The following is a 22,853-nucleotide window of genomic DNA, read 5'->3' as shown; positions in this document are numbered from 1 at the left end:
CTCTACCTCCTTGTTAAGCAGGCATATTAGTGGGGCCACTTCTTTCACTTGGGTGGCTTGAACTTTATTTTCTTTAACCACAAGTTTTTCCGGGGATATCGAATTGATAAACATTCGTTTTTCCCAGGTATTGCCGTGGTCGTAGCAATAGTCAAGCGTCCTCCTGCTTTTAACACGTCATAACTCCGGTCTAACGTGTCGCGACCTTGGGTATCCAATACTAGATCATAGTCAGAGAGCACATCGGCAAATTTCACCTTACGATAATCAAACACTTCGTCTGCCTCTATTGCTTTTAGAAACTCATGATTCCTTTCGCTTGCAGTCGTAGCAATATATGCGCCTTTCGCTTTGGTGCAATTGTAATTTATGTAGATAAAAAAATGAGGCGCCTGCCACCAGGACAAGCGCCTCTTATGATTCAGGACACAATCAGAACTTAATGCTTTAGTGTGTAGAAGTTCAGTGGGGGTATACTACAGGGATGGCTTATTTACCACCCGCTCTGTTTACTTCATCCAGGCTTATACTTTTCTTACCTGACTTAAACTCACTGCCCTTGCTGAAACGGTAGCGAAGATTGATCTTAAAGCTTTGTGTACCTCTGTACTGATCGGCTATAATTGAATTACCGTCTATATTTATAGTTCCTACCATTCTTCTGGACTTGAAAATATCTGTCACGCTCATGCTTACGTCCAGCTTATCGTTCATAAAAGAACGTTTCAGGCCTGCATCTACTCCCCAATTAGCATCAACATGGTATAACCCATAAGCTACAGGGCCCTGGTAGGCAGTGTTTATTTCGAGACGTACGTCCTTTGGCAGTTGCAATGTATGGTTTGATTGTAGCATAAAAGAAACCTGCTCATTTTCCAGTGTTTGAAGGTCAAGTTCTTTTGTGAACTTCTGATGCAGCAACGTGGCGGTGTTGTTGATCTGCCATACCGGCAACACCTGTACTGGTGCTATGAGCGTTGCGCTAAGGCTTTTCATACTTTCCAGGTTCTGCTGCTGAAAATAGGTGGTTTTATCAGCGGCATTCTGCACCGGTATTTCGGCTATAAAGTCTTTCGTCACCGCATAGCCTACTACTACATTATAGCGTTGATTTATAGTTTGTGTCATACTGAAAGCGTTTGTGTACTGTGGCTTTAAGTTTGGATTACCCACTACCCAAGAATAAGGGTCGATGTAAAAAATGAAAGGGTTCAGGGCGCTATACTGTGGTCTGTCTATCCGGCGGCTGTAGGAATAGCTTACCTGATAGTTGTCACTTACCGTATGCTGCACAAACAAGGTAGGAAACAGGTTAAAATAATCGCTACTTGATTTTTGATTCATGGTAACCGAATTACCTTTTGCAAACGTCTGCTCGGCACGGAGACCTGCCTGTATATTTAGCTTTTGACCAATGGCAGTGGAGTAAGAAGTATAGACCGCCAGGATATTCTCTTTATAGATAAAGTGGTTGCTGCGCTTTGCGTCCGGTTGCATGTTACCATCGGTCTCTTCATAAAACTTCAGTTCATTATCAGAGATCACGTGACTTGCTTTCGCACCTACTTCCAGTTTGCCTGTTTTGCCTACAGCTTTTGTCAAATCTGCTTTTGCAGCATAGATGTCATAGTTGTTTGGGTTGTCATACATCAGCCTGTTAATGGAAACACCGGCAGGTATACCAAGGCTATCTAAACGGTTCAAAAACGAGGCATCGTCCTGGCTATAGAGTCGCACATAATCCAAGTCTGCTGAGAGAGTAGTGCCTAGCGTATCTAATTTACCCACATAATGCAGGTTTAAGGTGCTGTTGTGCTTATTAGCTTTTCCATTATTCAGGGCATCAATCAGCACGTCATTCTCTGGGTTACCATCGACCAGTTTAGCCAAAGTTCTGATATTATTTTCGGTGTTGTAAACAGATAAATCGGCCAGAAAACCAAGGCTGTGTTGCTGGTTCAGGTCAACGTCAGCGCCTAACCGAAGGGTGGGTACTGCTCTTGTTCCTTCTTCTCTCAGGTTTTGGTCCAGGCTACTGTCTTGCTGGTTCCGGAAGGTACGCTTCATTTTGTTTGTTCTGAGGTTGGCACGCTCGGCAAAATCAAGACTGGCAAACGAGTTCCAAGGTCCTTTTTTATAGTTTACTTCAGCACCCGCTATATAGCTGTTCAGTTCGTTGTATTGGTAACTGGAATGCAGGCTGCCGTTTAAACCTGCGTCATTATTCTTCTTCAGGTTAATATTGATGATGCCTGACGCACCTTCCGCATCATATTTGGCAGATGGATTGGTGATGATCTCCAGGTCTTTGATGTTCTCGCCAGACATAGTTTGAAGCAGGCTCTGCAGCTCCTTACCGTTAATATGAACAAGTTTGTTGTTGATCATTACTTTCACGTCTGCTTTGCCATTCAGTTTCAGGTCCCCATTCTGATCAATCCACACGCCCGGTGATTTAGCTAATACTTCATAGGCCGAACTACCGCCTGCCATGGCTGTGCCATCCACATTTACCACTGTTTTATCAGCATAAGCAACGACAGTAGGGCGCATGCCTTGTACCACTACCTCCTGCAGTACCTGCACATTTTCTTTTAAAGTAGTGGTGCCGAAGTCTTTCGCAAAGCTGTCGCCGGTCACTTCAAAAGGCGCAGCATCCAACTGCACATACCCCAGAAAATTGAAACGTAGAAAGTAGGTGCCTTTTACAGGTGATTTGATCTGAAATCTGCCTTCGGCATCTGCGGTAGTACCGTTAATAACTGCGGCGTCAGCTGCTTTTAACAGTGCCACAGTGGCAAAACCCACCGGCAGCCCCTGCTCATCTTTTACAGCGCCTGTTAAAAAACCAGTTGCCTGGCTAAAGCCCGCCTGCGGTAAAATAAGTAGCAGCAGGATGATGATGTGTAGTAAATTTTTCATTTTCATTAAGTTTTATTTGTCCTGAAATCAATTAGTTGATTCAAAGATGTGACGCCAAATACAGGATGGAAACCTGTTTCTGATGAAGTGGGACATGGACCTAATGAAATGGGAAATAGACTGACTGAAATGGAAAGCCCTATAGTTGAAGTAGCCTTATCAGGTACTGAAATGGATTCAGCAGATGCAAACTATACTATCATCCTAAATTCCTGAGCTTGTTTTTGAACAGCAAATAGATTTACTTGGGTCAAGAATTATTCGTTTACCTTATCCTTTCCTTCAGCTAAATTTTAAGTTCTAACTTGAATAAAATGCGCATCAAGTATAAATCATTTCTGAGACAGGCTGCCATCGCTGCCCTGACGACATTGCTTTTATACTATGCGTTAGTGTTTGTACACTTAGGCACCATCTGGCTCTTTAACACAGGTGTTTTGGTAGAACTGGCAGTTGCCTTTTTCTTTCTGCTGGCCATTTTTGTAGCGAACAACTTTATTTCGAAGGCCTTTATATCAGGTCCGCTTAGTCGCATTTCAGGTGGCTGGAAAGCTGTTTTAGAGGGCATCACAGTAGTAGCCAGCAGCGTTATCCTCTGCTTCCTGCTTTATTATGTTCCTTACAGGTTTGTTTATTACGTGGCAGATGCAGAAGTAGAACTGTTGCCTGAACGCGTACGCCTGGCCTATGTCATCAGTAGCGTTGCTGCGCTTTTCTTTTATTACTTTGTCGAACGCGAGCGTAACATGAAGGAGCTACAGGCAGAACATTTACGCGCTGAGAAGTTACAGAAAGAAAATTTCAGAGCACAACTTGAAGCATTGAAGAATCAGGTAAATCCACACTTCCTTTTTAACAGCTTAAACGTACTCAACTCACTCATCCATATTGATCCGGACAAAGCAGTAACATTTCTAAACCAGCTCTCAGAAGTTTACCGGGCACTGTTGGATAGTGGTGACAAGCAACTGGTACCACTCGAAATGGAACTGGAACTGGCAAATGCTTACATCTACCTTATGCAGACCCGCTTTGGCGGCAACGTGCAATTTCAGGTACAAATACCGTCTACTTACCTACACTTGCAGCTCCCCCCTACTTCGTTGCAGATGCTGCTTGAAAATGCTATTAAACACAACGGCTCTAAAGTAACTAAACCGCTGCACATCTCCGTCTGTGTTAAAAATAATAAGTTGGTAGTTGAGAACAACTTACAACCCCGCCTCGATGAAGTAACATCCACGAAAGTGGGGTTGCAGAACATCAGCAGCAGGTACAAATATTTTACTGATGAAAAAGTAGAAGTGGCCCAGACCGATGGATCTTTTATGGTAGCTTTACCTTTACTTGATGTAGCCCGCCTATGAAAGTAGTTATAGTTGAGGACGAACAACTAGCGGCCGATGCGCTTGCTGCTATTGTAAAAAAGCTACGACCACAGACAGAGATTCTCGCTAAGCTTGGATCTGTGGAAGAAGCGGCTGAGTGGTTTACCCTGCACCAGGCCCCTGACCTGATCTTCTGCGACATACACCTTCAGATGGCAACAGTTTCGAGATTTTCAGGCAGGTAGCGGTTAGCTGCCCGGTCATCTTCACGACCGCCTATAACCAGTATGCCATCGAAGCATTTAAAGTAAACAGTATCGATTACTTACTAAAGCCGATCAAGACGGAAGATGTGGCGATTGCTTTAAAGAAGTATGAAAACCAGCACCGTCCCCTGCCACTGGATATAAATAACCTGCACCAACTACTGCAGGCGCAACAGCCGCAGCAGCAAATAAAATCCAGGTTTTTGGTGAAGCAGGGCCAAGGGATCAAGGTCATCTCTGTAGAAGAAGTGGCTTATTTCTGGGCAGAGGAAGGCGTCGTGTTTTTGGTAACAAAGCAAGGTAAACGCTTTATCATAAACTATACCCTCGATCAGTTAGAAGTGCAACTTGATACTGCTCTCTTTTTCAGGGCAAACCGGCAGCTTATAGTTCATATTGATGCCGTGCAGGAGGTACGCCCCTACTTCAAAGGCAGGCTATCTCTTCTGTTACAGCCTGCCATAGATAATGATGTTATCATTAGCAGCAGTAAGGCCTCAGACTTTAAGGAATGGTTGGATTTGTAGTAGGCGAAAGCAAATTTATGTAGTCAAATGAAAGGACCTCATGATTAACTTCTCTCCTGCAAACAATCTAATATTTAGTCAGGTCCCTTTGGATAAGGTTCGATAATTCATTCCTCCTGTCTACACAAGAAAGTCCGCTTCAGGTAAAACTGGAGCGGCTTTTCGTTTTATATCCATCCCTTTCTTTCGACTTACCACCTTCATATAGCAATTAACTAGCATCATAGTATAGGAAAATATATTCCCTGTCTGGTTTTAAAATGGTGGATAAGTTGCTAAATCACCAATCTTATTATCTCGGAAAACTACTACATCAAAGGAAAGAATCACAGCACGCCCTGAAAAAGAAAGAGGCGAGCTTAGGCTTCGATTTTGGGCTCCCCATCAATCTCATCATCATTTTTGCGCGAATCGCGTTTGGCTTTTTTTGCTGCACCTTTAAGAAGTTCCTGATGTTCTTTCCGCTCTTTGAATTCTTTTTGGCGCTGCTTCTTCTGTTGGTCTCTTGATCTGGTACTCATTATCTAGTTTAATTTATTTGCAATTAATTTCCTGGCAGTACTAAGCCCTAAATACCATAATGTCCTTATTGGCTTTAACCAACATACCTTCGGTTTACTCAAAAACCACTCGGTTTAGCTGAGGGTCTTTTTTACGCTATTTTATACCATAATTTATCAAAATTTAATTAGATAGTTCTGATAGTTTATGGCTTTGGGTTTTGGCGGGTTTAGCACTTACTCCAAATGCACATCAAGTCGCAGCATACCTGCACGTTTACCTTGAAGTTGCTCAAAGGAAGATATTCAGCTGTAGCACTGCCAGAGCGATAAATAGGTTGCCACTCCTTCCGGATCTTTGGTGTTTTGTTTGTTGTATGCATTCGCATGTTATACTTAGCGCACCAACGGTTACAGCACCAAAAGAGCCTGTAAGCGCCTCAGCTAACTTGGCCTCAAATCATTTTACTGAAACAACCGTAAGCTTAGGCTAGGGCAATATAGTTGTAAAACAATAAGTTAGGCTTCTAAAACTCCCTTTTATCTAGCTAAATTTCAATCGCTTTTCTTATGCAAATACGGGCAGTATCATCCAGTCATATGCAGCCCACCAATGCTTTCACATTGGTAACGGATGATTGCTCGCCACCTGCCAACGTATTGCCCCTGCCCGCCCGACTGTATAGCCCGGCTCCTGGCAACTAGTTCTCGTTGTATTGAAGTATAACCCATTTATGAAACTATGGATCTGAATATAAGCGGCCGGACAGCAGTTGTTACAGGCGCTGATTCCGGCATTGGGCTGGCAACCGCTAAAATGCTGGCAGCCGAGGGCGTGAATATCGTCCTGAACGATAAGACGGAAGCTGAGCTGGAAAAGGCGGCGGAAGAAGTGCGCGCGCAGGCAAAAGGAAATGCGCAGGTGCTCGCCCTAACGGCAGACCTGACCAGGTTTGAGGAAGTGCAGCAGCTGGCGGCTCAGGCTAAAGAAAAGTTCGGTGGTGCGGACATCGTGGTGAACTGTGCCGGTATTCGGGGTGCAGCCGGCGATTTCCTGACCCTCAGCGACGAGGACTGGTTTACAACGATAAATACAGACCTGATGGGTGCCGTGCGCGTTTGCCGCGCGTTTATCCCGCAGATGCAGGCAAAAGGCTGGGGCCGGATCGTGCTGATCGCTTCTGAGAACGCCCTGCAGCCTTACGAGGAAGAAAGCCCCTACAATGCCTGCAAAGCCGGTATCATCAACCTGACCAAGTGCCTCTCCAAAGCCTATTCGCCGGCAGGAATTATGATCAATTGTGTATCTCCGGCCTACGTGGCCACCCCCATGACCGATGCCATGATGAAGGAACTGGCTGAAAAGCGCCATACTTCTGAAGACGAAGCCATCACCTGGTTTTTGAAGAACAAACGCGAAAACATAGTGGTAGACCGTCGGGGCAGTGCCAGTGAGGTGGCAGCCGTTATCGCGTTCCTGTGCTCCGGGCAGGCCAGCTATATTACAGGCAGTAATTACCGTGTGGATGGCGGCGCAGTAGCAACAGCTTTCGGCTAAGCAAGGCTGTTCTATACTTTATAAACTATAACTTATGGCTAACACGGGTTCGGTTCTGGAATGGGGTAACAAAGGAGATGCGCTGGTGTTCCTGCACTACTTTGGTGGGTCGGCTCAGAGCTGGCAATGGGTGGCAGAGAGGCTCTCTGATGATTACCGCTGCCTTGCCTTGAACCTTCCGGGCTTCGGGGATACGCCTGCCCTTAAAACGCCATCCATCCAGGCCTTTGCAGACTTTGTTCGGCAAGAACTGGATAGGTTGGAGGTTAAACGCTATACATTGATCGGACATTCGATGGGTTGTAAAATTGCCTTGCAGGTAGCGGCCGATGCTCCCGAAGGAACTGTTCAGCAATTGATTTTGGTAGCACCTTCCCCGCCCACCATCGAACCCATGCCTGAAAAAGAAAAAGAACGCATGTTGCATCACCCCGACCGGAAGGAAGCGGAAACAAGTATAACCAATGCCATAAAACACAGCCTGACCAAAGCGCAACACACCCTGGCCATCGAAACGCAGCTTGCCACTGACCCCAAAACCTGGCGCTGGTGGCTTTTAGAGGGTATGTCCCACTCCATTGCCGATCACCTTACAGGACTACAGGCACCTGTTACGGTCCTCGCCTCACAGGACGATCCGGTTATACTTGCCGATGTGGTACAGAAAGAAGTGCTGCCTGTATTGAAAGATGCCACATTAATTTCAACTAAAAATGTCGGCCATCTGAGTCCTATGGAAGTGCCTGATTGGGTGGCATCGCAAATCCGACGTATAGTGGCACCTGGCAAACAAGGTACCGAACCGGCTCTCGCCTACTGGCACGTATGGACGGATGATAAAGGTATAAGCCGCCAGACCCGCTGCGACCTCACTGCCTTCGTAAAAGAAAGTATAGGCGGTGGCGCAGACCCGCAATGGAACGATCACCTGCTTACTTCCGGCGCTAAGGTGCTGTTCACAGAGCTGCCTGTCGGCTGGGTTGGTACCTGGCACGAAAACCCTAAACCACAATGGATCATACCTTTATCGGGGCGCTGGTATGTGGAGACAATGGACGGGCAGCGTGTGGAGATGGGACCCGGAGATATTTCGTTTGGCGGCGACCAGAACACAAAAGAAGATGAAAAAGGCCGGAAAGGGCATTTGTCCGGAACTATAGGCGAGCAGCCTGCAGTGCTTATGATCGTACAACTCACAGATGCCAAATGGACTGGCGCAAAGCCCGGCGACTTCTCATAAAACAACTAAAAACAGCAGATGATGGCACCGGCAACTTCCTGGGTATACATAGGCACGTATGCTGATGCCGGCAAGGAAAGCATATTCCTGTACCAACTGAATAACAGTACAGGTCAGCTAACACGCGTGCAGGGCTTTATGGGTGGCAAAAAACCATCTTACATGACCTTTGATGAGAAACGCCACTTCCTGTACGCTGTAAATGAGCAGGACGATTACCAGGGCTTGAAAAGTGGTGCTGTATCTGCCTTCGCTGTTGAACCGCAAACCGGCAGCCTGAAATTTTTAAACAGGGTACCATCCATAGGTAAGCTTCCGGTGTACATCACGATGGGCCATGAAGACAAGACCGTGCTCGTGGCTAATTATACTTCCGGAAACATTGCCGTTTTACCTGTGCAGGCAGATGGCAGCTTAGACCACGCCAGCGAGCTCCATCAACATGAAGGAGGCGGGCCAGACTGGGAGCGGCAGGAGTCAGCACACGCGCACTGCATTGTCTTTAGTCCTGACAGGCGTTTCGTGTTTGTGGTGGATCTCGGTACAGAAAAAATAATGCGCTACTACCCGGATACCCGGCACGGGAAATTAGTGCCAACTGAACCGGCCGTCGCGTTCAACGCCTTGGCAGCCACAGGACCAAGGCACATGCGTTTTCACCCGAACGGGCGCTTCTCCTACCTGATTCATGAGTTAACATCTATCGTCTCGGTACTCGCCTATGATGAACAGCAGGGTTCCTTCACAGCGTTACAAACGATAGCCACCATACCAGAAAGCTATACTGCTGAAAATAAGTGCAGCGGCATACAAGTGTCTCCGGATGGTAAATTCTTATATGGCTCGAACCGGGGACATAATAGCATCGTGGTGTACGCGATAAAAGTAAGCAGTGGACTGTTGACACTGGTAGAGCACGTACCGTCAGGCGGCGACTGGCCCCGGGAGTTTGCCCTAACGCCCGCAGGAGACTTTTTACTCACTGCCAATCAGAAATCAGATACTGTTGATTCTTTTAACATAGATAAGGCTACAGGCAGATTAACACCAACAGGCTTCCGAGCACAGGTAGAAAAACCTGTATTCCTGGAAATTGTGCCAACAGCTGAGCAAAGATAAATCACTCATACTTTAGCAGACTCTCTGATAAGTATAGCGGTTATCGCCAAGGCAGTTACGTCCAAAGGAATAGCTGTACCTCTACTTGCATTTGCCAGTTCTCACGACTAGCTTAAGGGTTTCCCGGATGTCTGTTCTTCAAAGACTGTTTCAATATCCCCAAATTGTCTAACCGCACTTATTTTGTCAAAGGGAAATTAGCTGTGATTACTTCTATGCTTTGGTGAATTCCCTGGTACTTCTGACAGTATCAATGGGGCGGACCAGTTTTTCTATCTGAGCACGTTTGGGTTCTAAAAAGGGTGGCAAAGATAGTTTTTCTCCCAGTGTTTCGTAGGGCTCATCACCCATAAAACCAGGCCCGTCTGTTGCAAGCTCAAATAATATCTGGGGTGCCACTCTGGTGTACAGCGACTCAAAAAAGTAGCGGTTCACGTAGCCGGACGTAGGAAGCCCTAACTGGCTCATGCGCTCCGTCCACTCGTCTAAAACGGCCCGATCTGCTACACGGAATGCCGCGTGATGTACCGTTCCAAAGCCTTGTCGGGCCGGTGGAAGGTTGGCATCATCCTCTACAATGACGGAGGCCCCGTTTCCACCTTCTCCCATTTCAAATAAATGGAAAGCATCTTCCCGGGCGGTTTTACGGAACAGCAGGACTTCTTCCAGTATCAGCTTAAAGGCCTCGAAATTTGAGATGCGAACGAAAACGGGACCTAAACCAGTAATAGCGTGCTCCAGCGGAACCGGGCCTTTTTGCCAGGGTGTTCCTGCTGCAATCCCTTTATTGACCTCATCTGAAATCAGTTGGTATTGTTGGTCATCGAAATCGACGAACGAGAGCGTTTTCTTACCGAACTGCTCTTTGATTCCTGTATGGCTGACTTTTAAACGATCGAAACGTTTTACCCAATAGTCTAAGGCCGCATCCTTCGGAACCCGAAACGAGGTCTTGGAAATCTCATCCGTCCCGTGCCTCCCTTTCGGAATTCCGGGGAAGTCGAAGAAGGTCATGTCTGTTCCTGCACTACCCACGTCATCGGCAAAAAAGAGATGATAGGTCTGAATATCATCCTGATTAACTGTTTTCTTCACCAGGCGCATGCCTAGTACCTCCGTGAAAAATTCATAGTTCTTTTCAGCACTGCTGGTAATAGCGGTTACGTGGTGTATTCCTTTTAGCTGGGTCATCTAATGAAACTTAAAGAAGTTTGGTACCGGCGGTATACTTTATACTTTCGCCTACTGCTATACTTCGGAATTAATCCGTGACTTATTTCCATCTATTTCTGGCAAGCCAGGCACTTTTTTCGGGTAAGCGGAAGGGTGCTTTTGAGATGGTAGTGCGATAGATTGTAATTTATACTTTTATGTTCCTCTCCGGCCTGATTTAATCATACTTTCATATCCTTCAAGCTTTTACGCAAAACTTCACAGGGGGGAGCATCATTTTTTAAATACGCTATGGCTTTCCATTCGTTCAATCCCCCAGGTAGGAAAGCCTATAAACAAAACATCGTACTTCCGGATGCTGTCAATCTTAGTTTTTAGTGGAGGCAGGTAGACTGTTATACTTTTTATACCAAGAATTATTATCTGATAAAGCGCTTTATCCAGTCCTTTTTTAGTGATTCCACCATCAGATCGGCTACTTGCAAAGTATAGCATCTGCTGAAATTACGTAGGACTACCGAATCGATGTGCTCCCTGTAAAACATTAAACAGGAAAGATTCGCTTTTTTGCCTGTTTCTGGAATTGCTCCGGCGTCAGTCCGGTCATTTTTTTGAAGAACCTGCTGAAGTATGACCTGTCATCAAAGCCAAGGCTATAGCCAACTTCCTGAACAGTCTTTGCGCTGGCGACAAGTTGCTGTTTGGCCGACACGACGATGCGCTCCTGCAACAGCTGCGTAATGGTTTTCCCCGTTTTCTGTTTTAATATCTGGTTGAGACGTTTGGGCGTGAGGTTCAGCTTATCGGCATAGAATGTCACCGTTTTCTCTTCCCTGAAATGGTTCTCGAGCAGCAGCAGGAAATGGTACACCCGCTTCTCATTCAGGCCCTGGCGGGTTAGAGTCAGCGTTTTATACTGCATCAGTTTCAGTAGAAACGCCTTCAGCAGCGCCTTGAGCACCAGGAAATTCTTTTGCTGCTGTTTATACTCATCTTCTATGGTTCGGAGGATGCTCTCCAGGGAAGCAACCATGTCTTCCTCCAGTAGTATGGTCGAAAAGCCACCAACACCTTTTCCGAGAAAAAGCCTGATCACATCCAGCGTAAATTCTTTGACCTCATAGTCCAGCACCGCTTTATGAAAGGCCAGCAGCGTCCCTTTTTTACCTGATTTTCTGGGGCGGGGAGAGCGGTTGGCCGGGATCAAGTATAGCCAGTCCCCCTTGATGCGGGGGGCGCCCTCTTTTATAAAATGAATGGGTTCTTCATCTTTTAGCCAGGCAATTTCAAAGTAATCTTCCCGATCAGGGCTATCGAAGTAGGCCTGCAGCGGGGCATCGAGCGGACTTATAAAAAACAGGTCTTTTTCCGGGTTCATAGGCTAACAGTTGTTACATAAATTTATTGTCAGCCTGGCCTTCCTCTCGCGCTTGCCCCTATACTACGCCTTGCTCATACGGCATAATTTCCCTTTTGTCCTACCTTATGGATGTTCCGTACTACCCCTTGCGCCTGATATTGCTGTAAATTTGTAACAGTTGCAAATACAGTAGCATGCTGCTTCTAAATACATTCAAAGACATTTAAAGATATAAAATTATGAGCACAACAGTATTAGATCCCGTAATTAAAAACGGGAAAGACGAAAAGAAATTATATACATTCCCACAGCTAAAAGGCAAAGAGTTGCCACGCGACAACTTTATCGGTGGCCGATTTGTACCACCAGTGAAGGGAACGTATTTTGATAACATATCCCCCATTAACGGGAAAGTTTTTGCGCAGGCAGCCCGCTCTACCAAAGAGGACGTGGAGCTGGCGCTGGACGCGGCACACGAAGCTTTCACAACATGGAGCAAGACATCTGCCAAAGATCGCAGTAACACGCTGCTTCGCGTAGCCCAGGCCATAGAAGACAACCTGGAGTACCTGGCTACAGTCGATACCATCGACAACGGTAAGCCGATCCGGGAGACACGTGCAGCAGACCTTCCGCTTGTGGTCGACCACTTCCGCTACTTTGCCGGCGTGATCCGTTCTGAGGAGGGTGGCATTTCAGAGCACGACGAAAACACAGTGAGCATTGTATTGCACGAGCCGATCGGGGTGGTAGGGCAAATTATTCCCTGGAACTTCCCACTGCTGATGGCTGCCTGGAAAATTGCCCCGGCACTGGCTGCCGGTAACACCATTGTCCTGAAACCAGCCGAGCAGACTCCAACGAGTATCCTGGCTTTGGTGGAATTGTTAGCTGATATTTTACCAGCCGGCGTGCTGAACGTGGTGAACGGTTTCGGAGCAGAGGTTGGTAAGGCGCTGGGTACTTCCCCAAGGATCAGTAAGCTTGCCTTTACCGGATCTACAGCCACAGGTAAGCTGATCATGCAGTACGCGTCTGAGAATATCATTCCTTCTACCATGGAACTGGGCGGTAAGTCTCCGAACATCTTCTTCCCTTCCGTGATGGAGGCCGACGACGAGTTCTTTGACAAAGCGTTGGAAGGAGCGGCGTTCTTTGCCCTGAACCAAGGTGAGATTTGTTCTGCACCAACCCGATTGCTGGTACACGAAAGTATAGCCGACGCCTTTACGAAACGCGTAATTGAGCGTGTGAAAGCCATTAAAGCCGGTAACCCGCTGGATGGCGAGACGATGATCGGGGCGCAGGTTTCGAAGCCGCAGTATGATAAGATCCTGAACTACATCAAGATTGGTAAGGAAGAAGGAGCCGAAGTACTGGTAGGTGGTGAAGCGCAGAAGCTGGAAGGTGAATTGGCCGATGGATACTTTATCCAGCCAACCATCCTGAAGGGCCACAACAAAATGCGTGTGTTCCAGGAAGAGATCTTTGGCCCGGTGGTGTCTCTGACCACTTTTAAAACGACCGAAGAAGCCATTGAGCTCGCCAACGACACCATTTACGGACTGGGTGCCGGCGTCTGGACCCGTGATGCGCACGAGATGTACCAGGTGCCTAGAGCCATACAGGCCGGCCGTGTCTGGGTAAACCAGTACCATACCTATCCGGCGCACGCACCATTTGGCGGTTATAAGCAGTCGGGCTATGGTAGAGAGAACCATAAGATGATGCTGGATCATTACCGTCAGACCAAGAACATGCTTATTTCTTACGACAAGAAGAAGCAAGGTTTCTTTTAATCAAATTTTGTCATAAACCTGAAATCACCTGGGGCCTCCTCAGGTGATTTTTTTTTTAATATGTAGAAGTATGGAAAAGATATTAGTAACCAAAAAAGCAAAAGAAGTGATCAGCCAATTAAAAGAGCGCTACGGCGAGCTGATGTTTTACATGAGTGGCGGCTGCTGCGAAGGCTCACAGCCTATGTGCTACGAGAAAGGTGAATATAAAACGGGCTCCCGCGACATGCTGATCGGCGAGGTGGAAGGCTGTGAATTCTACCTGTCAGAAGAGCAGAACCAATACTATGAATACTCCCAGCTGCTGTTGGATGCGGCACCCGGCATGGGCGGCGGCTTTTCGCTGGAAACGGTGCTGGGCATGGCATTTAGCATAACGACGCATGCGCTCATGGCGAAGGAGGATGCGAAGTAAGTATAAATGGTTGAGCAGAAACACGTATGCAGAATTTGCCCAGGTTAGAAAGGAGCTTGTGAGGCAATTACCGAGTGCGTACACGATTCTCCAATAAAGGTCTTTGTGTATTTCAGTACCTAAGGCTGCCCCTCTCCTATTACTCAGCTGCAAATACACCTGCGACCACGGGAAGTATGGCATCTGTTTGGCCCTTTCTGCGTACGTTCTGCCATTGACACCTCTCTCACGTATTACAGCTAGTTTGGCTGGTATATATCAAGTGGGGTATCCAGTATGGCTGTATAGCTGCGGCACCATTTGATGCCGGTGAAACAACCTTAAGAACTCAGCAAGGCATGACTATAATGAAGCTTAACCTTACCGAACTTTTCGCTATAAGTACTCCCATCCTCGAACTTATCCTGAGAGGCTCACTCCTATACTTGGGCATCTTATTCCTGCTACGCATCCTGCCTCGCAGAACCGGAGGCGAAATGGCACCCATGGACCTTCTCTTTATTGTGCTGATAGCTGAGGCGGCGACACACTCTCTTGGAGGATATTCGTCGGTTACGGAGGGTTTTGTAGTAATCCTGACACTTATGGCATGGAACACCATCGTTAATTCTTTAAGCTATCACTTGCCTTTTGTGGAGAAGCTGGTGTCGTCTCCACCGCTACAAGTGATAAAGGATGGCAAATTGCTGCGCCGGAACATGCGCCGCGAGTTCCTGACTGAAGAGGAATTGCTGGAACACGTTAGAAGAGAAGGCATAGAGGATGTAAAAGACATTAAATCTGCATACGTTGAAGGAGACGGCCAAATCAGCTTCATCAGTACAAAAGAGAAAAAATAAACAGACGCTTTCCAGAGAAAAATTGCTCTGTCTGCCAAAAAGCATATTATACCCTGCCTCACAGCTCTTTGAAAAGGATTGGGGAGATAAGGTAGAGTGGAGGATGGACTTACGGTATACTTTACAAGCGGCCAGGCATATCAACCTGTTTTCCCACAACATCCTGTGGACCTCTTACATGGGGGCGATTCTACCTAAAAGAATTTTTATGGGCAGCGACAGACGAGCCCCTGACGAAGCTCACTCAACTGAACGAGAGTGTAACCCGGCCTTTGCCACCCCCATAATTGGCGAGGTAGTGGAACCTAACAACGAGCGTCAGGTATTCGGTAAGTCGTGGGAGAATGTAGAGTACGGTTTCTGGTTTATACTTTAATTCAGCTGTTCCAGTCAGGTTATACTTCCGATCCTACTTTCGGCTGGCAGGTCGTGTTGATCAGGCTGTTTTTATGCGTTTCATTTCACGGGTTTTCCGCGTACCTTTCGCGTCATTTTATACTTTCGGACCAGTGTTGAACCTTACCAACAGGAAATTTATACTTCCTGCCATACCAGCCGTGCTGCTGGCCATGATCAGTGTGCAGGGTGGGGCATCCATTGCCAAGCACCTATTCCCGATTATTGGCGCAAGTGGCACTGCCTCGCTGCGGATCTTTTTTGCAGCCCTCATCCTACTGGCTGTCTTTCGGCCCAACCTACGTGCGCTAAACAGGAAGCAATGGCTCTACTGCCTGGCCTACGGCACCTGCCTGGGCGCCATGAACCTGGTCTTTTATTTTGCCATCAAGCGCATACCGCTTGGCCTCGCCGTCACGCTCGAATTTACCGGCCCCCTTGTTTTGGCCTTATTAGGCTCCAGGAAACTGCTCGATCTGCTTTGGGTGCTGCTGGCCTGCACCGGAATCGTTTTGATTGCCCCCTGGCAGGATAACAACGTTGACTTGTTGGGTGCTGCGCTGGCTGTAGGGGCCGGGGCCTTATGGGCGGGCTATATTGTATTAGGCGGCAAGGTATCACAGCTGATGAAGGGCGGCGACGCAGTGGCCGTAGGAATGCTTTTTGCCAGCGCTTCTGTGTTGCCGTTCGGGATTTTCAGCGGCGATCTGGCGGCAGTGAACGGGTATGTGCTGCTGATAGGGATAGCCGTTGCCTTGTTGACGAGCGCCCTGCCGTATACGCTGGAGATGGGAGCCTTGCGCCAACTCTCACCAAAGCACTTCGGCATACTGATGAGCCTGCACCCCGCCTTTGCCGCGCTTTCGGGTTTGCTCTTCCTGGAGGAGTACCTGAGCCTGACGCAGTGGGTATCGGTTTTCTGCGTGATTGCGGCAAGTGCGGGAGCTACATATTTCACAAAGAAAGCATAAAGAACAAGTTGGTGCAGCTGTAAAAAGTGTTGCCTTGAGCGTCTGGCTGGATTAGGCTTCCGACAATCCGCCTTACAAAATATCCCTACCAGGAGGGAATTCCTACTTATAAGAACAGATTAGAACAAACTTTAGCAACACACGCACAGTGGTCGCTATACCCTATTCATACTTGCCTTCATGCGTTTCCAGGTAAGCTGAGGTATACGGATGTTCTTTGGCAACGCCTTCGCTCATGATGTGCCACACGGTCCAGCCCCGCTCCTTCAGGTAATCCGAGATGATGGCCCGATGGCACCGCCACCACACTGCCTCGGAGCACATATAGGCCGTGCGCTGCTGGCGGGCAAGCTCCGTGAGTTTCGTTATTCCGTCTGCAAACTCCTGCGTTTCCGAGTAATCGGCGTAGCCCCGGAACGATGCGCTTCTCCAGGCCGTGTTATCTGAATCGGGCCTGGGTTTTCTGCGGCCGCCAAGCTCCACCGCCGGCACATAGCGGATACCCGCCTCGGGCAGGTATACTTTCAGGGCCTCCGCGCTGAAGTGCGGGAACTTCCGGGAGCCGGGATACCGCCGCACATCCACCAGCACCTCTATCCCGAAGGACTGTAGCGCCGCCAGAAATTCCTCCGGGCTGCGGGTAGAGTGGCCAAAGGTCCAGATGGTGTTTTCAGGTGGCGCCATGTCTGTTTTCTGAGCTGCTGAACATATTTATACTTACCAGGCACGGGCGCCTATCAGCCCTTCTTCGATAAAGAAAGTGCGGAGCCCTTGTGCGCGGCTATATGATCTGTTTTGTCGCTTTTTATCTCGTACTGCGGGTCGTCTTTGCTGGCGCGGTGCGTGTGGCCTTTGTAGTCGAAATCGGCGGTGTGCACTTTCACAATGGTGCCCGACACATGGCCCGCCTCTGAGTTCCAGGTAACATGGTCGCCTGTTTTAAATTTCTGCTTCATATCAGATCGGGTTTAGCACAAAAAAACTTACCACGTTGTAGATTGCCTTGCGGCTTTACCTGGCAGGTTTTGTACAGCGAGCGTGAGCAGGAAAACCGACTCCTCCAGGGCAAGCACGCTGTGCGGGATGCCCGCGTGTAGCGCCAGCATACGGCCCTCTCCCATCTCGGCACTTTGCTGTTCGGTAGTAAACCGGATCCTTCCTTCCAGCACCTGCACGTTTATAATGCCTGGAGCGGTGTGCGTCTTCATCTCCGCGCCCTGGTGCAGCCCAACCAGCACGAGGCGCAGGCCATTCGTTTTAAAAATAGTGATGGCGTTGCGGTCGCTGTTGTGCCAGGCCTGCTCCTCCTTAATTTGTTTCCTGAAAGCGGAGAGATCCATCTCCACCAGCGGCGCATCCAGCGGGCGGTCGCCTTCCGGGCGCTGCGGCGTAGCCTCGTTCGATTTCTCCTGTGGCAGGTCATCATGAGGGGAGCTCTGGGCCGCCTTACCCTGCAGGGCCTGTATCAGTTCACTGGTCGCACTGTCGCTGTAGATACCGTACCCATCCACCAGCGTGCCCTTCACGTCGTGTTTCGTGGAAGATATGGCATACACAACAGCCTCATCACCCGGGTCCGACATGCCCTCGAAGCGAAAGTGCCTGTCTACCACAAACTCATTGGGGAAGATCCGGAGGGAGTTGCCGTTACAAACCAGGCAATTGTCTTCCAGGTTAAAGTCTACGGAATAGCCTTCGTGCTTAAGCCTGTTTAATACTTCTGATACGGTGGTCATGGTAGTCATAGGGGCAAGATTATAGGATATATAGAAAATCAGTTAATCGCAAAAGCATAACACCGTACGCCTCGCTTGTTCCAATATACCCTATGTATATGTGAATAACCAGCTTAAGGTTACTACCGGAGGTTCAGCTCCCGTTTGCCCTCGCCTGGCAAGGCATCTCCCGGCTGCCGAAGGTGCGTTATACTTGCGTTGTGCCGCTTATACTTATACTTATACTTATACTTATACTTGGGGAATCGCTAAAGCTGAAGCTATCGAACTGATACCCAGTCTTTCCGTTGAGCGCCTTGTGAGATTCCGGTGCCGCTTTAGCGGCATTGCGACCGGAGGGTAGCAAAGGAAGGGAACACAGCGCGATGCGGGAAGACGAGCCCTCTCGGGCTTGAGAGCACCAAAGTATAAATGAAACGGTAGGTTCGTAGGACTGAGGATGAACGGAAGCTAGCATGTATAGCTTGTGTCAAAATGCTGAAAGCAGCGGCTAGGGAAGTATAAATCAGCAAGTATAAGCAAAGCATAAAGTATGGCACAAGTATAAAACGGTAAGTATAAAAGTATGGCTCGCGCGGATTACAAATCCACGGCTATTATACTTTCGGATTGCAAATCCGAAAGAGCCAAAGCAAGTATATCTCTGTGAGTCAGTCGGGTTGAAATCATAACGAAAAAAACGACACGGGCTAACGGAAGTATAGCCAAAGTATAAAAGTATAGCCAAAGCAAGTATGGCTTTTCAAGCCAGTCGAGTCACAGACTCGACGCCATAATAGGTACAAGTCTAAAGACTTGCACCATGAGAAAAGGCATGTAGAAACTTACACTTCCACATAAATCGCAACTTAGGCTTTATACTTTAGAACCTCAGCAGGCGATTCCCCCCTGCCCCTCGAGACATGTCCGAAACCTGGAAGCTACCCGGCCATGGGTGCGATCTTTGCCTCTCCATCTTCCGGCGCAGGACTTATAGCTGGCTTTTGGCTGTTTTTTAGTTCTATACCGCTAAGGATGCGGCTTACCTGGTTGGCCTTGGTGATCATGTCATAGGTTTCCGTTGCCATCCCCGCATCGATGGCCTCTTTAAAGTGCAACAGTTGTTCGATGTAGGCACCGAGCGCCTCGGAAACATGGCCGGCGTTCTGCCTGAAGATGGGCGCCCACATGGCCGGCGAGCTTTTGGCAAGCCTGACGGTGGAGGCAAACCCGCTTCCGGCCAGGTTGAAGATGCTTTTCTCGTCCTTCTCTATCTCCAGCACCGTAAGTCCCAGGGCAAAGGAAGTAATGTGCGATAGGTGCGAAACGAAGGCCAGGTGCCGGTCGTGTGCCCGCGCGTCCATATGAACGGTTTCCATCTGCAGGGTGGCAAACAGCTTTTCCGCCAGTTCTACGGCACGGGCATCGCTGTCTGCGGCATTGCAGATGATATTGACCTTGTTATCGAAGAGGGTGTGGTGTGCGGCGCTCGGACCGGTGTTCTCCGTACCTGCGATGGGATGGCAGGCCACGAACTGCTTCCGGCGGGGGTGGCTTTCCACTGCGCTGCAGATATGCTCCTTCGTAGAGCCCACATCCAGTATGATTGTCTTATCGCTGACTAATTCTAAAAGACTTAAAAGTATAGCGGGGGCTACATCCACCGGCGTGGCCAGGATGATCAGGTCACAGGCGGCGGCCAGGTCCGGCAAACCGCCTTCTTCCTGTATGATGCCTGCCTGTTTCGCCAGCCGCACGTGCTCCGGGTTGCTGTCGGTGCCCATTATACTTTCTGCAAAGCCTCTTTGCCTCAGGTCCAATGCCATGGAGCCCCCTATCAGGCCCAGTCCTACCATTCCTATTTTCATGTTTCCCGTAGTTTGATGTTCTATGATGATCGATTCAATGTTATACTTTGTAGCGCCTGGTTACGGCAGACTTTTATACTTTAGCGGCGGCTTTATACTTCCGCAGGCCCTTTGCTACATAAAAAAAGAGTCCGCCGGCCGGGGACTCTTCCTATGTCATATACTTGCTTTTTATTGCCATAGATGCCCCTGCTCCTTCCTGAGATAGAAGTAGTAATAATAAAAAGGGAAATACGGGGCCAGGTTAAGCTTCATCAGGTTACATAAAAAAAGCCTCCCTTCGGGAGGCTCGTCATGGGTGTATTTTTCAGCACACAGGTTAGCCGCCCTTATGACATAAGGTATAATAGCTGGCGTATACTGTATGCTTGTATGCTGTTCTCATTTCTGCAGGCAATGTATCATAATATTCCAAGCTATCAAATTCATTCGCAGTTTATTTGTCCATGTGCAAGCTTGGCCACTCCACCGGCAATCGCTTTATACTTTATAGCTTTGTGTAGAAGTATAAAGTATAAAGCCAGTTAAAAATTGGCTGCCACTCCCAACCAGGACAGCATTTTCTGCCTGTGCCTAATTGTATGATATCTCCCCTGGTTTTCATCTTTTCCTGAAATGCTGGTCTGCGTGCAATTATTCGTGCCCTGCTTTAGTTGAAGCCTTATATTTAAGTCGGAATCTCTTGTTGGTATTTTCAGGTATGGCCTTTCTAAAAGTACAATTGCTCTTGCTGCGGTGCGGTATCGTGTTGCTCTGCTGTGTGTTCCTCTTTTCCTGCCAGGAGGCAAGGCAGGATAAGTTGGGAGAGAAGAAGGTAAAGGAGGTGGAGGAACATGGCAGGCTGCGCGTTCCGGTTCCGGCCTACTTTACAGCAGACAGTGCCCGCCAGTTGGGCCGCCACCTCGACTCCATCTTCACCCACCTCCATAAGCGCAACGGATTTAACGGCACGGTGCTGGTGACCAAGTATGACGAGGTGGTATACACGGGTGCTTTTGGCTATGCCGACTTTCAGCGCCGGGACTCCCTGCATACGCAGACGGCTTTTCAGCTGGCCTCGGTGTCGAAGCAGTTCACGGCCATGGCCGTAATGATGTTGCAGGAACAGGGCAAACTGCAGTATGACGACAGCGTGCAGCAGTACATCCCCGATTTCCCCTACAGCGGCATTACCATCCGGCAGCTACTCTCGCACCGCTCGGGGCTATCGAACTATACTTATTTCAGCGATGAACTCTGGCCCGACCGGAAAGTGCCGATCACCAACGACGATGTGCTGGACCTGATGGCAACCCACAAGCCGCCTGTATACTTCCAGCCAGACAGGCGCTTCGATTACAGCAATACGGGTTATTTCTTGCTGGCCTCCATCGTGGAGAAAGCCTCCGGGATGCCTTTTGCTTCGTTCCTGCAGAAGAAAATCTTTGCCCCCCTGCAGATGACAAACACCTTCACCTACAGCGACAGCCTGGTGGCGCAGACGGAGAAGGTAGCCACCGGCCACACCGGCGGCAGGCGGAAGCGATGGCCGGATTACCTGGACACCGTGCTGGGCGACAAAGGCATGTACTCTACCGTGGAGGATCTGTATAAGTGGGACCAGGCCCTGTACACCGAAAAGCTGGTGAAGCACGAAACCCTGGAGCTGGCCTTTACCGGCACGCGCCAGGAGCGGAAAAAGGATGAGGATTATGGGTTCGGCTGGCGCATCAAAGAGGTCAGCAACGGCGACACGGTGGTGTACCACGGCGGGCTTTGGCACGGCTACGCCACTTATCTGCTCCGGAACCCCAAAGACCACAGCGCCCTGATCATACTGAGCAATGTGCCCAACGGCAGCTTCAGGCACCTGAAGGAGATCGAGCACTTCCTATACCCCGAGCAAAACGGTGGCAAGGAAGATGAAAACCAGATCATTGTCGCCAGCTCCAGGAAAAACTGACACGGTTGGATAACCGGATTGATTAAGCTGTAAAGTATGGATCAGGGAGTTCTTCCTGACCGGAATTAATACTTTATACTTCCGTTACGGCCGCTTTCGCTGCTAGTGAATTTCTGTAAAGTATAACCAGCACGGCAGCCGCAACCAGCGCCATTCCGATCCAGGTTGTTGTAATGATCTCGGGGTAAGAGCCAGGATACTGCTCCCGCTGCTTTAGTATAATGCCGTAAAATGCCCAGAGGGTAACGAGCCCGACAAATGGGTTATGCCGCGTTAGCACCACAAACAGTGTCAGTAGCGTAGCCACCACCAGCATCACGACCGTCCAGAATTCGGGAGAAAGCCCGAACCCATCCCAGCCCACACCCACCAGCACGGCACTGACGTTGGCGATGGTGGCAATACAGATCCAGCCAAAGTATAGACTGAGCGGAACCTGCGTGAACCACCTGGAGGCAGCGGAGCGTGCCGGATCAAAGATGCCCAACCTTAGTTGCATGGCCAGCAGCGTGAGGAGTTGCATGAGCATCAGTGCCACCGACAGCACCAGCAGCTCGTGTACCCAGGCGATGGTCCAGGCGCCGGTGGCCAGGTTGTTACCTATAAACAGGTAGCCCAGCCGCTGCACATCCCGGTTCGCCTCGTGTGTTGCATCCGCATTAAACGCCTTTAGCAAGTGGTAAATGCAGAAGACGATCAGCGCCAGGTAAATGAGGCCCCAGATGGAGAACGTGATACCTGCCGGAGTAAAAAGCGTGGGGTATTTGTCCGATACATCGCCAATGGACTGGCCGCTCAGCAGCTTCAGTTGGGTCAGCTGCGAAGGCACCAAGTGCACCAGGAAGAACACGGCGTTCAGGATGGCTAAGGCTTTTATCTTACTCATAGTTCGAAGGAGTCTGTCCCACCAGGTAT

At 48.9% G+C, this 22,853-nt stretch carries 22 protein-coding genes; 12 read left to right on the top strand and 10 right to left on the bottom strand.

Annotated elements, in window-relative coordinates:
- Positions 1 to 44: 44 nt before the first annotated feature.
- Together A3841_RS20835 and A3841_RS12560 are read right to left on the bottom strand one after the other, a co-directional pair.
- A complete protein-coding gene (locus A3841_RS20835; RefSeq protein ID WP_073852607.1) occupies positions 45 to 407 on the bottom strand; it encodes a zinc-binding dehydrogenase in 363 nt (120 codons plus the stop codon).
- 82 nt (positions 408 to 489) lie between these two features.
- A complete protein-coding gene (locus tag A3841_RS12560; RefSeq protein WP_073852709.1) occupies positions 490 to 2,922 on the bottom strand; it encodes an outer membrane beta-barrel family protein in 2,433 nt (810 codons plus the stop codon).
- Between the two features lie 314 nt (positions 2,923 to 3,236).
- On the opposite strand from A3841_RS12560, the gene A3841_RS12555 reads away from it, so the two are divergent.
- The 3 genes from A3841_RS12555 to A3841_RS12550 all read left to right on the top strand — a co-directional run bounded on the left by A3841_RS12555 (position 3,237) and on the right by A3841_RS12550 (position 5,043).
- Positions 3,237 to 4,289 (top strand): sensor histidine kinase, encoded by a 1,053-nt coding sequence (locus tag A3841_RS12555; protein ID WP_073852606.1) that lies wholly within the window; start codon positions 3,237 to 3,239, stop codon positions 4,287 to 4,289.
- Entirely contained in the window at positions 4,286 to 4,495 is a 210-nt protein-coding gene (locus A3841_RS19905) for a response regulator (RefSeq protein ID WP_083610328.1), read from the top strand. The genes A3841_RS12555 and A3841_RS19905 overlap by 4 nt, the downstream gene beginning before the upstream one ends.
- A 107-nt stretch (positions 4,496 to 4,602) precedes the next feature.
- Positions 4,603 to 5,043, top strand: coding sequence for a LytR/AlgR family response regulator transcription factor (locus A3841_RS12550; protein ID WP_170866189.1), 441 nt, complete (start codon positions 4,603 to 4,605; stop codon positions 5,041 to 5,043).
- A 359-nt stretch (positions 5,044 to 5,402) separates the two neighbouring features.
- Here the strand turns inward: A3841_RS12550 and A3841_RS20320 are convergent, their stop codons facing one another.
- The gene (locus tag A3841_RS20320) at positions 5,403 to 5,564 is read right to left on the bottom strand and encodes a hypothetical protein (protein WP_170866188.1); all 162 of its coding nucleotides are present in this window, start codon (positions 5,562 to 5,564) and stop codon (positions 5,403 to 5,405) included.
- Positions 5,565 to 6,285: 721 nt separating this feature from the next.
- On the opposite strand from A3841_RS20320, the gene A3841_RS12540 reads away from it, so the two are divergent.
- From A3841_RS12540 to A3841_RS12525, 3 genes are read left to right on the top strand one after another with little or no spacing between them, the layout of a single operon-like run.
- Positions 6,286 to 7,101 carry an SDR family NAD(P)-dependent oxidoreductase gene (locus A3841_RS12540; RefSeq protein WP_073852604.1) on the top strand — a complete coding sequence of 272 codons (816 nt, stop codon included), beginning with the start codon at positions 6,286 to 6,288 and terminating at the stop codon, positions 7,099 to 7,101.
- A gap of 34 nt (positions 7,102 to 7,135) precedes the next feature.
- On the top strand, positions 7,136 to 8,341 hold the full coding sequence (locus A3841_RS19900; RefSeq protein ID WP_083610326.1) for an alpha/beta fold hydrolase: 1,206 nt from the start codon (positions 7,136 to 7,138) through the stop codon (positions 8,339 to 8,341).
- Positions 8,342 to 8,359: 18 nt separating this feature from the next.
- Positions 8,360 to 9,460 (top strand): lactonase family protein, encoded by a 1,101-nt coding sequence (locus A3841_RS12525; RefSeq protein WP_073852603.1) that lies wholly within the window; start codon positions 8,360 to 8,362, stop codon positions 9,458 to 9,460.
- A gap of 213 nt (positions 9,461 to 9,673) precedes the next feature.
- Here A3841_RS12525 and A3841_RS12520 read toward each other — a convergent pair whose 3' ends face one another.
- Together A3841_RS12520 and A3841_RS12515 are read right to left on the bottom strand one after the other, a co-directional pair.
- Positions 9,674 to 10,651, bottom strand: a complete 978-nt coding sequence (locus A3841_RS12520; protein WP_073852602.1) for a ring-cleaving dioxygenase — start codon at positions 10,649 to 10,651, stop codon at positions 9,674 to 9,676.
- Between the two features lie 526 nt (positions 10,652 to 11,177).
- Positions 11,178 to 12,011: a helix-turn-helix domain-containing protein gene (locus A3841_RS12515; protein ID WP_073852601.1), complete on the bottom strand. Its 834-nt coding sequence runs from the start codon at positions 12,009 to 12,011 to the stop codon at positions 11,178 to 11,180.
- Positions 12,012 to 12,232: 221 nt separating this feature from the next.
- Here A3841_RS12515 and A3841_RS12510 point away from each other — a divergent pair, with 221 nt between their 5' ends.
- The 5 genes from A3841_RS12510 to A3841_RS12490 all read left to right on the top strand — a co-directional run bounded on the left by A3841_RS12510 (position 12,233) and on the right by A3841_RS12490 (position 16,413).
- Entirely contained in the window at positions 12,233 to 13,792 is a 1,560-nt protein-coding gene (locus A3841_RS12510) for an aldehyde dehydrogenase family protein (protein WP_170866187.1), read from the top strand.
- A gap of 70 nt (positions 13,793 to 13,862) precedes the next feature.
- The gene (locus tag A3841_RS12505; protein WP_073852600.1) at positions 13,863 to 14,207 is read left to right on the top strand and encodes a DUF779 domain-containing protein; all 345 of its coding nucleotides are present in this window, start codon (positions 13,863 to 13,865) and stop codon (positions 14,205 to 14,207) included.
- A 347-nt stretch (positions 14,208 to 14,554) separates the two neighbouring features.
- Positions 14,555 to 15,046: a DUF421 domain-containing protein gene (locus tag A3841_RS12500; protein ID WP_170866186.1), complete on the top strand. Its 492-nt coding sequence runs from the start codon at positions 14,555 to 14,557 to the stop codon at positions 15,044 to 15,046.
- Positions 15,047 to 15,149: 103 nt separating this feature from the next.
- Entirely contained in the window at positions 15,150 to 15,422 is a 273-nt protein-coding gene (locus tag A3841_RS12495) for a hypothetical protein (RefSeq protein WP_073852598.1), read from the top strand.
- A 133-nt stretch (positions 15,423 to 15,555) separates the two neighbouring features.
- Positions 15,556 to 16,413 carry an EamA family transporter gene (locus A3841_RS12490; protein ID WP_206073087.1) on the top strand — a complete coding sequence of 286 codons (858 nt, stop codon included), beginning with the start codon at positions 15,556 to 15,558 and terminating at the stop codon, positions 16,411 to 16,413.
- 162 nt (positions 16,414 to 16,575) lie between these two features.
- On the opposite strand, the gene A3841_RS12485 is transcribed toward A3841_RS12490, so the two are convergent.
- The 4 genes from A3841_RS12485 to A3841_RS12470 all read right to left on the bottom strand — a co-directional run bounded on the left by A3841_RS12485 (position 16,576) and on the right by A3841_RS12470 (position 19,996).
- Positions 16,576 to 17,097 (bottom strand): DUF488 domain-containing protein, encoded by a 522-nt coding sequence (locus A3841_RS12485; protein WP_073852597.1) that lies wholly within the window; start codon positions 17,095 to 17,097, stop codon positions 16,576 to 16,578.
- Positions 17,098 to 17,150: 53 nt separating this feature from the next.
- Positions 17,151 to 17,369: a hypervirulence associated TUDOR domain-containing protein gene (locus tag A3841_RS12480; protein ID WP_073852596.1), complete on the bottom strand. Its 219-nt coding sequence runs from the start codon at positions 17,367 to 17,369 to the stop codon at positions 17,151 to 17,153.
- Between the two features lie 27 nt (positions 17,370 to 17,396).
- Positions 17,397 to 18,158 (bottom strand): cupin domain-containing protein, encoded by a 762-nt coding sequence (locus A3841_RS12475; RefSeq protein WP_073852595.1) that lies wholly within the window; start codon positions 18,156 to 18,158, stop codon positions 17,397 to 17,399.
- A gap of 911 nt (positions 18,159 to 19,069) precedes the next feature.
- Positions 19,070 to 19,996 carry a prephenate dehydrogenase gene (locus A3841_RS12470; RefSeq protein ID WP_083610324.1) on the bottom strand — a complete coding sequence of 309 codons (927 nt, stop codon included), beginning with the start codon at positions 19,994 to 19,996 and terminating at the stop codon, positions 19,070 to 19,072.
- A gap of 700 nt (positions 19,997 to 20,696) precedes the next feature.
- Here A3841_RS12470 and A3841_RS12465 point away from each other — a divergent pair.
- A complete protein-coding gene (locus A3841_RS12465; RefSeq protein ID WP_083610323.1) occupies positions 20,697 to 21,938 on the top strand; it encodes a serine hydrolase domain-containing protein in 1,242 nt (413 codons plus the stop codon).
- Positions 21,939 to 22,011: 73 nt separating this feature from the next.
- Here the strand turns inward: A3841_RS12465 and A3841_RS12460 are convergent, their stop codons facing one another.
- On the bottom strand, positions 22,012 to 22,824 hold the full coding sequence (locus A3841_RS12460; protein ID WP_073852594.1) for a hypothetical protein: 813 nt from the start codon (positions 22,822 to 22,824) through the stop codon (positions 22,012 to 22,014).
- Between the last annotated feature and the right edge of the window lie 29 nt (positions 22,825 to 22,853).

Origin of the sequence: Pontibacter flavimaris, from assembly GCF_001907195.1 — a bacterium.
GTDB classification, from domain to species: Bacteria; Bacteroidota; Bacteroidia; order Cytophagales; family Hymenobacteraceae; genus Pontibacter; species Pontibacter flavimaris.
This window is presented reverse-complemented; position numbering and strand designations above follow the sequence as displayed.

Coding starts and splice junctions, on each gene's coding strand:
- A3841_RS12525 (WP_073852603.1), top strand. CDS start 8,360: ATGATGGCACCGGCAACTTCCTGGGTATACATAGGCACGTATGCTGAT.
- A3841_RS12520 (WP_073852602.1), bottom strand. CDS start 10,651: ATGACCCAGCTAAAAGGAATACACCACGTAACCGCTATTACCAGCAGT.
- A3841_RS12485 (WP_073852597.1), bottom strand. CDS start 17,097: ATGGCGCCACCTGAAAACACCATCTGGACCTTTGGCCACTCTACCCGC.
- A3841_RS12500 (WP_170866186.1), top strand. CDS start 14,555: ATGAAGCTTAACCTTACCGAACTTTTCGCTATAAGTACTCCCATCCTC.
- A3841_RS19900 (WP_083610326.1), top strand. CDS start 7,136: ATGGCTAACACGGGTTCGGTTCTGGAATGGGGTAACAAAGGAGATGCG.
- A3841_RS12460 (WP_073852594.1), bottom strand. CDS start 22,824: ATGAGTAAGATAAAAGCCTTAGCCATCCTGAACGCCGTGTTCTTCCTG.
- A3841_RS12510 (WP_170866187.1), top strand. CDS start 12,233: ATGAGCACAACAGTATTAGATCCCGTAATTAAAAACGGGAAAGACGAA.
- A3841_RS12480 (WP_073852596.1), bottom strand. CDS start 17,369: ATGAAGCAGAAATTTAAAACAGGCGACCATGTTACCTGGAACTCAGAG.
- A3841_RS12515 (WP_073852601.1), bottom strand. CDS start 12,011: ATGAACCCGGAAAAAGACCTGTTTTTTATAAGTCCGCTCGATGCCCCG.
- A3841_RS12555 (WP_073852606.1), top strand. CDS start 3,237: ATGCGCATCAAGTATAAATCATTTCTGAGACAGGCTGCCATCGCTGCC.
- A3841_RS20320 (WP_170866188.1), bottom strand. CDS start 5,564: ATGAGTACCAGATCAAGAGACCAACAGAAGAAGCAGCGCCAAAAAGAA.
- A3841_RS12470 (WP_083610324.1), bottom strand. CDS start 19,996: ATGAAAATAGGAATGGTAGGACTGGGCCTGATAGGGGGCTCCATGGCA.
- A3841_RS12475 (WP_073852595.1), bottom strand. CDS start 18,158: ATGACTACCATGACCACCGTATCAGAAGTATTAAACAGGCTTAAGCAC.
- A3841_RS12495 (WP_073852598.1), top strand. CDS start 15,150: ATGGACTTACGGTATACTTTACAAGCGGCCAGGCATATCAACCTGTTT.
- A3841_RS12505 (WP_073852600.1), top strand. CDS start 13,863: ATGGAAAAGATATTAGTAACCAAAAAAGCAAAAGAAGTGATCAGCCAA.
- A3841_RS19905 (WP_083610328.1), top strand. CDS start 4,286: ATGAAAGTAGTTATAGTTGAGGACGAACAACTAGCGGCCGATGCGCTT.
- A3841_RS12540 (WP_073852604.1), top strand. CDS start 6,286: ATGGATCTGAATATAAGCGGCCGGACAGCAGTTGTTACAGGCGCTGAT.
- A3841_RS12465 (WP_083610323.1), top strand. CDS start 20,697: ATGGCCTTTCTAAAAGTACAATTGCTCTTGCTGCGGTGCGGTATCGTG.
- A3841_RS12560 (WP_073852709.1), bottom strand. CDS start 2,922: ATGAAAAATTTACTACACATCATCATCCTGCTGCTACTTATTTTACCG.